We start from the raw sequence: 10,605 nt of genomic DNA, 5'->3' as shown, positions 1-10,605 counted from the left end.
CCACCGAGAGCGAGAGCCAGAACTACGGCTACAAGTTTGGCCAAGAAGAGGAGACCTACAACATCGTGGCTGCTCACGGCTACTTCGGTCGCCTGATCTTCCAATACGCCTCCTTCAACAACAGCCGTAGCCTCCACTTCTTCCTGGCTGCCTGGCCCGTGGTTGGCATCTGGTTCACCGCCCTTGGCGTGAGCACGATGGCCTTCAACCTGAACGGTTTCAACTTCAACCAGTCGATCCTCGACGGCCAAGGCCGTGTGGTGAACACCTGGGCAGACGTGCTGAACCGCGCTGGTCTGGGTATGGAAGTGATGCACGAGCGCAACGCTCACAACTTCCCGCTTGACCTTGCAGCAGCTACTGCCACACCCGTAGCACTGACCGCACCTGCAATCGGTTGATAGTCAACAGCCCAGCTACGGCTGGGTAATAACGGAATCCCAAAAGCTCCCTTGCATAAGGGGGCTTTTTTGTTGGCTGGGTGCACTACCTCGATCTATCACCCGCCACGATGGGACAAGCTCTTACTCTCGCCGTGCTTTTCAATCCCTTCTGCCTGTTCACTACAGCCCAGGTATTGGCTCTTAAAGGCACCGTGCTGTTGCTGCTCACCCTGCTGATCAAGGCCAGAATTCAAATCGTGGCTGGTTCGGCACTCGGAATCTTCCTGCTGCTGCTCCAGACCCTGGTGTTTCTGGCCATCGGCGGTGGGCTACTCCTGGCGGGCGGTGGCGCTGCGTTTGTCGCCATACAGCGACGTCGGTCCGCACAAGCCTGATCGCCAGCCATGGCGGTTTAAGTCGCCCCGGCGCTGGAGCCTGTGATGAACCAGGTGCTCGCCGCTGAGGATGGCGTGGCCTGCACAGCCACCGCGGCCCTGGCCCAACTGAACGCGCCGGTATGGTGACGCCACCGCGGTTGTGTTAATGGGCTGGAGCCAACTCACGGCAATCAACACCGCCAAGGCGCTCACGATTGTGCTGCTGCTGGTGCTGGCGGCAGTGATCGGGGTGCAGGACATGCGCCAGGTGCTCTACCTCAGCCTGCACATCAGCTACTGCCTCTGGTGGCTGCTGGAGCAGTGGCTGTTTCCAGAACGCACCCGCCAACTGTTCAACGAGCGCGTAGGGGTGGTGAGCTTTGGTTTCGCCCTGCTGTTCATCGGCGTGTTCTACAGCCTGCCGGGGCTGCTGGCCTTTCTCAATCCCGTGCCGATCTCCCAGGCCGCCGTGGCCCTGGCACTGGTGCTATTTAACTTCGGCAGCTTGATCAACGCCAGCGCCGATGCGCAGAAAACCACCGCCAAGGCGATGGGGGCTGGCCTGGTGAGCGATGGCATCTGGCGGCGCGTGCGCCATGTGAACTACCTGGGCGATCTGCTGCGCTACCTGAGCTTCGCGGTGGTGGCCGGCAACATCTGGGCCTACCTGGTGCCGGCTCTGGTGCTGCTGATCTACCTGCAGCGCATCGGCGAGAAGGAGAAGCAGATGGCAGCGAAATACCCGGAATTCAGCGCCTGGCAGCAGTGCAGCGCCAGGCTGCTGCCAGGCATCTGGTGAGCTCAGGAACCAGCAGACCCTGGCTCTCAGCCGACCTGCCCTGCGTGCCCGTAATGCCCTTGTGCTGTGGGCGCAGCAGAGCTTCAGGATTCGTTCAACAGGCTCAGCGCTTCCATCACCTGAATGCGGATGCCGCCCAGCCGGGTCCAGACCCGTACCGCATCCTTTCTGCTCTGATAGGGGCGCCAGTCGTCCTCAGCGATGCGGCGCTGGAAATGGGCTGCCACACGCAGGGCAACGGCGACATCGCTTCGCCTTGCCAATCGCAGCGTTGTCCCCCCGATCACCACATCAGCAGGCATGGCGTTGGGGAGTAATCAGGAACTGGCCTGGCTCATTCTCTGCCATTCCCAGCCCCTCTCGGGCCAGGATCGGGAAACAGCCTCTGGTCCGTTCACCAGAATCTGCATCGCCACCGCAGTGATCAATAGACCCATCCGGCGCTGCAGCACCCTTTCGTAGGTCTGACCAAGTCAGCCCCGCAGCCGCGGTTTGAGCTGCATAAATGGACAGAGCCCCATGGCGATGGGGCAGATCACCAGCAGTCGGCGGGTTCAGGAGGCGGGAGCTTGTGCAAACGCCGGTGAAATTGTGCCGATAAACCGCCAAGGCACTTCCAGGCAGTTGATCACCCCTACACGACTGACACGCCGCAGTGGGGAGCGCTTACGGCGTCGAGTTGGCCCACGACGTTGAGCCAACCCACCGCCAGAGTGGACAGGCTTATGTCGATGGCGGGCTGATGCCCAGAGCTTGGGCGCCAAAGTGCCGCGTCATGTCGGTCTGCAGATGCCAAGCCGTCAGCAACGTTTTGGCGATGCGCCTGAGCTCGTCCACGTCGTTGCAGGCATCGATGGCTCTTGCCTGGGTCTCAACAACGAACTGGCGACTGAGTTCACAATCCAGCATGGCCTTGATGCAATGTTTCGAAACGTTAAGCAGTGGTAACGCTAGGCGCGGCCGGTTTCCCGCATGATTCCAATTCCTGTGTCGCAGGCTTCACCCACGCCACCGGGCTACCAGAGGGCAGCAGCCGCCTGGGCTGGCGCGCCTATTGGCAACGTGGACGCCGGCAGATCAAAAAACAAATCCTGCGACTTGAGGATGGCAGACAAATTGAGTTGAGTCTCCAAAAGGCAGGCATGCCCACTATCCGGAAGCTGAACGATTGTGGTGTCTGGAAGAAAGCGTGCCAATCGCTTCGCTTCGCGTTGAGAAGGCAGGAGTCGATCCGCTTCTGAGGCCAGGATTAAAACAGGCTGACGCACGCGATCCAGGGGCAGATCCTCCAGGCGGAACTGTTTAAGCAATGCCAATCTCCAGGCAGCGCTTTGAGGCCTCACAGCCTGCATGGCGGCCAGCAGCTGATGCCGCCTGGGCCTGCTGACCCGATGGGATGCAATCAGCAGATTGCACAGACTGAAGGTGGAGAGCTGGTAGATCGGCGTGGGCAGCAGTTGAGTCAAAGAGCTGCAGGGACCGATCCAGGGTTGACGCTGAGCTGAGGAGGCGGGATTGATCAGAATCAGTTGGTCACACAGCTTCGGAAAGCGTGTGATCAATTTCAACGCCAAACAACCACCAAATGATTCACCACAAACTGTGGTCTTTCGCCCAGGATGCCGTTGCTGCTCCATGCGGATCAGTGCGGCGACTTGCTCGGTCAATTCCTCCCATCCTCTGAGGTCGTCTGGAGGAATAGACAAGCAGCGAATGTCAAAGCCAGTGCTGAGTCCAGCAACCTGTGGTTGCAGCAGCGCACCACTGCCATCCATGCCCGGCAAAAAGACAAACAGCGGTCGTGATGCCGTTACAGGTGTACAAGCAAGGAGCCGCAAAGACTTCGGGGTGGCGATCATGATCAAGGAGTACTAATAAGCATCAGCGGGCCAACAATTCAGCGATCTGGCTCCAACAGGCTTGGGTGAGCTCTCGCGCTGTAGTAGCTCCGCCGCTACCTCGATACCGAGATTTCCAACTCTCGTCGATCAGCAGAGGATGGCCAAAGAGAACATCAACATGCCGATAGAGGATTGCAGAATGCCAGCCATCGCGTTGAAACAGTGCTTCCGATGGATCAAAGCGCCGAAACAAGGCAAGCGGGGCAAGCTTTCCCCGTTTTTCCTCCCTTGAAGCAATGGCAATCGGCAGGATCGCTAGGCCATCTACCGGCACCTTCAGGGCTAAATGGGCAAAACCCCTGTAGAACGGGCTGAGCTGCTGAGGGGCGTTGACCTTCACCATCGGATCTGCACCCTCAGGAAACACTCCCACCACCTGATTGGCTTGCAGAAACCTGGCCGACTGCCGGAAGAACGATGCCTGCCTTCTCTGATCTGCCTCGAGCGGAAAGGCGCCCATCAAAGCAATTGCCTGCTGCAGTAGCGGAACTTGACTCATGTAGTAGTGACAGGCGAATCGCACATGGCGGCCGATCGCCGTCATCAGCAGTGGAGCATCCAGCAGGCTGCGATGGTTGCTGACAATTAGAAGTTTGTTTTTGGTAGGTATTCTCTCAAGGTTATGCAACGAAACTGATATTCCAGCGACATCAAGCAGGCTGCGAGACAGTTGCAAAGGGATGGGCTGTTTCATGCTTGCTGCTTGCCACTCACGAAAATGTTGTCCAAGTATTTATACTGCCTCTCCCTTTTCAAGAGCAATTCATATATCTGTGCTGCAAATAGTCTTTAGCTAAAAGCGGCCGTTGCAAGCCTCAATCCTGGCGGTTAGGCGCACAATTGAGCCTTTTGGCTTTCAGCGCTGATGGGCGGGCGATCCTGTCGGAAAAACTGGAAACGCCCCTCCTATCGACTTGTCGTCAGGCGGCCAGGGCCAGGGAGGATCGGTGCCTTGGTCCGAGCGGGTCGGTCCACTCGTTCAGCGCCTGGAGCGGCAGATGTGGCTGCGGTGCTACCCGGCAGCCCACCTGGATCTCCCCTTGATCGAGCAGGCGGCCCAGCCGCTGCATAGCTGCCTGCTCAGTCCTGGCAAAGTGATCTTGCTGGCTCAGCAGCCAGTCGATCTCAGCCTGGGTGATTACCCCGGAGCTCAGGCTCTCGAGGAACAGTTCGCCAGTGGTCATCGTTTTGTAACGAACTAGTTACATGCTGGTGGGCGGGCGGAGCCTCCGTGAGGCCTGGGGCTCCGAGCCGCCGCCCGGAAGTTCCGCCATGACAAGGCTGGGCTGGATGTCCGTGGCGCTTCACGTTCCTTAATGAAGCTTGCCATGATTTTTGAAAACGACCTCCCACCCCGTGTCCACGTACACCCTGCTCGAACTGTTCGGCGGCTTCATGGCCGCCTGTGTCGCCCTTTGGTTCATCTCGATGAACAGGTTCGTCGCAATTGACTTTCCCGCCTCTAGGTCTGCGCCTCTAGCTGGGCTCGCAGCAGTGGCGCCTGCCGTCCGCGCCTACCTGCAGCGCCCAGGTTTGCTGGCTTCCGTCGGTCTGCTGCTGCTGCGCCTGAGCATCGGCGGGCTGATGATTCACCACGGCCAGGAGAAGCTCGCCGATCCTCAGCAGTTCGCCAACACCTATGTGGCCTCGCTGCACCTGCCCTTCCCGCTGTTCTTCGCGTACGCCGCCGGCTTCTCGGAGCTGATTGGCAGCTGGCTGGTGATCCTTGGCCTGCTTACGCCCGTGGGTGCCCTGGCCCTCAGCGGCACGATGACGGTGGCGGCCTATCAGCACATCTCCACAGCCGGCTTCAACATCTATGTGCTGGAGCTGGTGGTCCTCTATCTAGGCGGCAGCCTCGCCCTGCTGTTCAACGGCCCCGGTCGCTTCTCCTTCGATGCCGGCATCGTGCCGGCTGTGCTCGACGACCTCAGCGCGACCAATGACCTTGAGCCTGCTTTCTCCTCACTGGACGCTGGCGAGCTGCGCGCCATCCCGGTGACCGTCAACTCCAACGCCCGCGGATGAGCGGGCGTGTTGCTTTGGCCTTCTTCCTCTGGACTCACCTCCCTCGATCAACAGGGACCGAATCGGTAGGGGGAAATTGATGCAAGCATCCTTGGCTTTTGCTGCCTCCCTGCCACGTTTGTTGGATTGGCACCCCAGCTACTGCCCTGACTCACGGCTATATCCATGAACCCACCGCTGATCTTTGTGGTAGCCCCGGCACTACAGCTGCCTGACGCCACCACTTCTCATGAGGTTCTGCAGCAAGCGCAGGCCGCAGGGCCCTCCACTGGTTTCGCTCTGCGGATCTTCAACCGGGGCTCTGAGCATCCCGATCTGGGGCTGCTTCCCCTCGATGGTCGTCTTACCGGGGAGCAACGCCGCAGCAGTGATGGCACTCAGTTGCTCTGCGCAGCACTGGTGGTTCGGATCGAACCCCGGCACCACTGGCTCGGTGTCTACCAGGGCGATACGGAGGACCCAACCTGCCTGCGGTGCGTCGATCGCGTGGCGCTAAGCGAGCTGAGCAATACCACCTGCTGGTTTTACCCCACCCATGACGGGACCTTCCTGAGCTGGGAGCGTGGCCTGCACCTCACCTTGAAGCCGGGCTCGATCGTCGATTGTCCTGAGGAGCTGAGTTCTGCGCCTTACGACCGCAACCTGATCTCCGTGCTCTGGAGCCTGCTGGGCGACGACGCCAGCCTCACCTGTGTGGGGCTCACCTACGGAGGCCAACGCCTTGTATTGCCAACGGAAGCGCTCAGCTCCGACCCGATGGCGACCTGGGGACGGTTCAGGGTCGACAACCAGGCCGAGCACAGCCTTGTGGTGGAGGACTGTCTAACGGTCTTCCCAGCCCCGCCATTAGCGGCCTGATGCTTCCGGGCCGCCCAGTGACCAACAGATCGATCAGCGCAGGCTGCTGTATGCCTATCACTTGTCTGAAATGGAGCACCGACGGCGAACTTTCAGCTTTTGATCTCCACTTAGTCCTAGGCCGATTGGCGCGGGTAGATCAGCATTTCGCCGCTATCTGGGGGAACAATATGGATCTCGAACCCTGTCCTTCGATCAGCTGAGCGCCATTGTCAGGCGCGGATCAGCCCAAGCCGCATCGTCAGCAGAGGCAGGCTGGCCCACGCTGCAGTGATGGCTTTCGTGAGCCGGGCCTCCGCTGCCGTGAAGGATTGCACCGAGACCAGGCCGGAATGACTGCGGGCCTTAAGGATTGCTTTAGGTTTGGGCCGTGCTGGAGCTGCCGGTGGTTCAATCCTTTTCGCTTCTCGCTGCCACCGGTCTGGCAGGGCTGGCTCTATTGAGCCTCTGCATCGCCTTCCTCTTCTGAGCAGCCTGTTGTTCTGATCCGCTGCGTGTCTGTGGCGGCGCGGTGCCGGCTGTGATCCGACATCCTTGGCGCTATTCCAGCAGCCTTTGGTGCCCCACGATCCCGCCACCCTCCAGCCCCTGCCGAGCACGCCAGCGCTGAGCGGAGTGCTCGAGACCCTTGCCTTCTTTCGCGATCCTGATTTCGCCCGCTCCCGCTTCGAGCGCTACGGCGATGTGTACGAAACCAGCCTGCTGGGGCAACGGACCGTATTCATTCGCGGCGGTCAGGCGATCGGCGACCTGTTCGCCCAGGGCGATGCGGTTCAGGGCTGGTGGCCCGACAGTGTGCGAGAGCTGCTGGGGCCCCTGTCGTTGGCGAACCGCAACGGCGCCGACCACAAAGCCCGCCGCCGGGTGGTGGGCCAGCTGTTCGCCTCTGCTGCCCTCAAGCGCTATAGCCCGACGATCGTGGCGCTGGTCAACGAGCTCAGCCAGGAGCTGCTCGCTTCAGACGCGCCGGTGGCCCTGGTGCCAAAGCTTCGGCGTTTTGCCTTCAGCGTGATTGCGAGCACGGTGCTGGGGCTTGACCCCATCGATCGCGAAGCCCTGTTCGTGGATTTTGAAACCTGGTGCCAGGGTCTCTTCTCACTTCCCCTGGCGTTGCCCGGCAGCCCCTACGCCCGTGCCCGCCAAGCCCGCCAACGTCTGCTCAAGCGCCTAGGCGCTGTGCTCAAGAAGGCGCAGTCCGCCATGGCATCTGGAGCACCCATCGCCGCCGGCGGCCTTGATCTGCTAGCCGGTGGCCTCGATGAAGCCGGTCTCCCCCTGGGCGACGACGACGTGGCGGAGCAGCTTCTGCTGCTGCTGTTTGCCGGCTACGAAACCACCGCCTCCGCCCTGAGCTGCTTGCTTCTGACCCTGCTGCAACACCCAGCCGAGCTGGACTGGCTAAGGGAGGAACTCGACGTCTTGCCGTGGCCGCCGGAGGAGGGGGAGGCTGGGAGCGCCACCGACGCCCTGCGGGCTCCGCGGCTCGATGCAGTCGTGAAGGAGGTGATGCGGCTGACCCCGCCAGTAGGTGGTTTCTTCCGCCGCACCCTGGAGCCCATTGCCCTAGCGGGTGTACTGGTGCCAGCCGATCGGGTGGTGCAGGTGAGCATCGCCGCCAGCCAGCGCCATGGGGCCGATACGGAGGATCTGGCAATCTTCCGGCCGCAGCGACATTTGGACGGTGACACCACGGTCACCTTGCTGCCTTATGGAGGTGGTGAGCGGGTGTGCCTGGGCAAGGCGCTTGCGGAGCTGGAGATCAGGCTGCTGGCGGTGGGGCTGCTCAAACAGCTGACCTTGGCGCTGGAGGCGGATCAGGACCTGACGCTCAGGGTCATCCCTAGCCCCTCTCCGGCGGATGGCCTGCTAGTTCGCGCTCGTTCCACAGCCAGCTAAGCCTCCAGCCTCATCAGCACGGGGGACTCGGATGGGAACCGTGCTGCTTCTCAAGCCCCTCTGCCGATTTTCCGCAGCCACATCGGCGGGGACTGCAGACCAGGCGCTGCTGCGGGTCTCCGCTGTTCAGGTCAAAACTTGAGGAATCGGGCTCATGGGATTGAGGCAAAGTGGCCAGCGGTTAACAATTCTTTGCATTAGGTTTACGGCAAGAGCTTTCCACCCCTTGAACGACCTCCTGGCTGCTGTCTACCTGATCTTCTTTGCGCTCATCGCCGGTGGAGCTTTTGCCTTGATGAGTCAGAACCTACGCGGCTCCGCTTCTCTTGCATCCCAAAGAAGTGGCGGCAAGCCAAGGCGCCATCCTGAGGCTCCCGAGCCCGGTGACGAGGTCCTTTACGTCGACTTCAGCCGGGAGCGGCTGGAGGAGCTCTATCAACAGGCGTCGTAAGCCATCAGCTCACCACACGACTTCTGCAGCCCAGCCGGCACTACTGCGGCAGGGCTAGAGGAAATCAACTCGCAGCACCTCGCTGTGCAGCTGGTAATGGTGAATCACATCCACTGGCTCACGGCCAATGTTTCGAAGTGAGCTATCCGTGCCGTTGTAGCAATTGCAGCTGCTGAATGTTCAGGACTTGGTCCTGGCAAGTCAAGAAGACCTGCTCGATTGCTCTACTTGAAGTACCAAGCTCAGCAGCCATCGACTCTTCTCCGATGGACTGCTGGAAGTGATGCTGCACGTGCTCATATGACAAGGGTGGGCACATAGCCCGAAAAGTTGGACCTGCATTGCCTTGTCAGGAGAGCCAGCCACGCCCAGCGGCCAGGCGAGAGCCTTCCTCCGCCGCCTCGATGCAGCGCTGAGCCCGGCGCTACTGCTTCGCAGAAGCCTGCGGCTAGGCATCGTCCTGGCCCTGAGCCCGCAGTAAGTACCCCTCCATCGCCTCCGGCGTTTCGATCACGGCCAGCAGGCCAGCGGTTCGTGCAGCTAAGGAGCCAGCAGCAAGCAGACGGCTCACCAGGCCGTGGTCCCATAGCTGCTCCCCGGTGGAGCCGGGTGCAAACAGCTCCTTGCGCAGCACCGCTAGCAGTGACTGCTTAAAGGCATCGAGCTGCCCTGGCCTTAGCCGGCGGCTGTTGGGTAGGCCCGCCGCTCTCCCCGCAGGGATCACGGTTGGACGATCCGGCGAATGCTCCACGCTCCAGCTCAGACCGGTGCCCGGCAGGCCCACGGTTGACCGGGGGCCGCCGCTGCGGTTCACCGGGATGTTGAAAGAGGCACCCCGCCCGCCAACGGAGATGGAGCTGAGCCCACCCTTAGCAAAGTTGAAGCGCAGTGGGCCCAGGCGGGCGGAGCGGCGGAAGCGGAAGCCCATGGCAATCAGCGGCTCTTGACGCAGTACCCACCAGATGAATACCAACCCAGCGGGCATCCCTTGCCGCTCTTCTGGATCGCCTCGTACTCAGTGGATACCACCGCAGCTGCCCAGGGCTTGAGTGAATGCACCGTTGGCGGATCGCCCGTCAGCATGGGGATACTCTCGTTCACCCTTTGCTCCTGATCCCCTGCTTGCCGTTCAGCACGGCCAAGGTGCTGAGCATCAAGGCCACCATGCTGCTGTTGCTCACTCCTGCTGGTGAGCCTTGCCGAGAAGGCTGATGAAACAGAGGTGCAATCTGCGGTGGGGACATGAGAAGAGCACGCCAGAAAGTGTGCTGGCTCCTACGTCATCGAGTCGTCAACATGCTCAAGCCCGTGGAGGAGGAGCAGTGTAAAATCAATATCTGCTTTAATTCAAAACCTATTCCAGAAACTATGAACCCGAGTCGCCTTTATCTCATTTTTTCCGCAGCTGGGCTGCTGCCAATTGCGCTTAGCTACGGAATTGACCCAAATCGGATCCTCCCAAAACTCTTGAAAATCCAACCCATGGGCGGGGATTTAGTTCACATCCTTAGGGCCGTAATGGGTCTCTACCTTGCAATCCTTGTCCTTTGGCTGTTGGGCGCGATCCGTGGTGGATCGCTGATGCGTACAGCCATAATTAGCGAGATAGTATTTATGTCTGGATTGGCAGCCGGCAGGCTTCTTAACATGCTGCTAAACGGCTGGCCAAGTCCAATCCTCATTGGATATACCGTTGCAGAGTTGGTATTGGCCTCATGGGGAATTCTTTGCCTGTTCAGTCATGACAGAAATTCTGAAGCCACCGTTGGCTTGATATAGGCCGCTCAGGCGAGACGCGCAGGCCAGATCCGACCGGTGGATTTTGTCACTGCAAGGTGTGCACAATGACCCCTGTGCAAGAAAGGGTGGTGGAGTTGGCCCGAAGGCAGGTGGGTCTGGTTACTGCCCCGCC

The 10,605-nt window shown here is 60.4% G+C and carries 13 protein-coding genes and 1 pseudogene; 8 read left to right on the top strand and 6 right to left on the bottom strand.

Going from position 1 to position 10,605, the window contains the following annotated elements:
- The 3 genes and pseudogenes from KBZ07_RS10640 to KBZ07_RS10630 form a co-directional block, all read left to right on the top strand.
- A pseudogene (locus KBZ07_RS10640) lies at positions 1-401 on the top strand (photosystem II q(b) protein); the annotation flags it as partial.
- Between the two features lie 110 nt (positions 402-511).
- Positions 512-778, top strand: coding sequence for a hypothetical protein (locus KBZ07_RS10635; protein WP_254931589.1), 267 nt, complete (start codon positions 512-514; stop codon positions 776-778).
- 148 nt (positions 779-926) lie between these two features.
- Positions 927-1,559: an isoprenylcysteine carboxylmethyltransferase family protein gene (locus KBZ07_RS10630; protein ID WP_254931588.1), complete on the top strand. Its 633-nt coding sequence runs from the start codon at positions 927-929 to the stop codon at positions 1,557-1,559.
- A gap of 83 nt (positions 1,560-1,642) precedes the next feature.
- Here KBZ07_RS10630 and KBZ07_RS10625 read toward each other — a convergent pair whose 3' ends face one another.
- The 5 genes from KBZ07_RS10625 to KBZ07_RS10605 all read right to left on the bottom strand — a co-directional run bounded on the left by KBZ07_RS10625 (position 1,643) and on the right by KBZ07_RS10605 (position 4,644).
- On the bottom strand, positions 1,643-1,861 hold the full coding sequence (locus KBZ07_RS10625; protein ID WP_254931587.1) for a hypothetical protein: 219 nt from the start codon (positions 1,859-1,861) through the stop codon (positions 1,643-1,645).
- A 421-nt stretch (positions 1,862-2,282) separates the two neighbouring features.
- Positions 2,283-2,468, bottom strand: coding sequence for a hypothetical protein (locus KBZ07_RS10620; RefSeq protein WP_254931586.1), 186 nt, complete (start codon positions 2,466-2,468; stop codon positions 2,283-2,285).
- A gap of 107 nt (positions 2,469-2,575) precedes the next feature.
- On the bottom strand, positions 2,576-3,418 hold the full coding sequence (locus KBZ07_RS10615) for an alpha/beta fold hydrolase (RefSeq protein ID WP_254931591.1): 843 nt from the start codon (positions 3,416-3,418) through the stop codon (positions 2,576-2,578).
- A gap of 22 nt (positions 3,419-3,440) precedes the next feature.
- Positions 3,441-4,154 carry a lysophospholipid acyltransferase family protein gene (locus tag KBZ07_RS10610; protein WP_254931585.1) on the bottom strand — a complete coding sequence of 238 codons (714 nt, stop codon included), beginning with the start codon at positions 4,152-4,154 and terminating at the stop codon, positions 3,441-3,443.
- A 226-nt stretch (positions 4,155-4,380) separates the two neighbouring features.
- Positions 4,381-4,644, bottom strand: coding sequence for a hypothetical protein (locus tag KBZ07_RS10605; protein WP_254931584.1), 264 nt, complete (start codon positions 4,642-4,644; stop codon positions 4,381-4,383).
- A 172-nt stretch (positions 4,645-4,816) separates the two neighbouring features.
- On the opposite strand from KBZ07_RS10605, the gene KBZ07_RS10600 reads away from it, so the two are divergent.
- The 4 genes from KBZ07_RS10600 to KBZ07_RS10585 all read left to right on the top strand — a co-directional run bounded on the left by KBZ07_RS10600 (position 4,817) and on the right by KBZ07_RS10585 (position 8,693).
- The gene (locus tag KBZ07_RS10600; RefSeq protein ID WP_254931583.1) at positions 4,817-5,488 is read left to right on the top strand and encodes a DoxX family protein; all 672 of its coding nucleotides are present in this window, start codon (positions 4,817-4,819) and stop codon (positions 5,486-5,488) included.
- A gap of 165 nt (positions 5,489-5,653) precedes the next feature.
- Positions 5,654-6,346 (top strand): hypothetical protein, encoded by a 693-nt coding sequence (locus tag KBZ07_RS10595; RefSeq protein ID WP_254931582.1) that lies wholly within the window; start codon positions 5,654-5,656, stop codon positions 6,344-6,346.
- Between the two features lie 606 nt (positions 6,347-6,952).
- Positions 6,953-8,242 carry a cytochrome P450 gene (locus KBZ07_RS10590; protein ID WP_396124019.1) on the top strand — a complete coding sequence of 430 codons (1,290 nt, stop codon included), beginning with the start codon at positions 6,953-6,955 and terminating at the stop codon, positions 8,240-8,242.
- Positions 8,243-8,468: 226 nt separating this feature from the next.
- Entirely contained in the window at positions 8,469-8,693 is a 225-nt protein-coding gene (locus KBZ07_RS10585; protein ID WP_254931581.1) for a hypothetical protein, read from the top strand.
- 448 nt (positions 8,694-9,141) lie between these two features.
- Here the strand turns inward: KBZ07_RS10585 and KBZ07_RS10580 are convergent, their stop codons facing one another.
- Positions 9,142-9,678, bottom strand: coding sequence for a DUF4236 domain-containing protein (locus KBZ07_RS10580; protein WP_254931580.1), 537 nt, complete (start codon positions 9,676-9,678; stop codon positions 9,142-9,144).
- A 311-nt stretch (positions 9,679-9,989) separates the two neighbouring features.
- Here KBZ07_RS10580 and KBZ07_RS10575 point away from each other — a divergent pair, with 311 nt between their 5' ends.
- Entirely contained in the window at positions 9,990-10,472 is a 483-nt protein-coding gene (locus KBZ07_RS10575) for a DUF4345 domain-containing protein (RefSeq protein WP_254931579.1), read from the top strand.
- Positions 10,473-10,605 lie beyond the last annotated feature (133 nt).

Source organism: Cyanobium sp. BA20m-14 (genome assembly GCF_024346295.1).
This window is presented reverse-complemented; position numbering and strand designations above follow the sequence as displayed.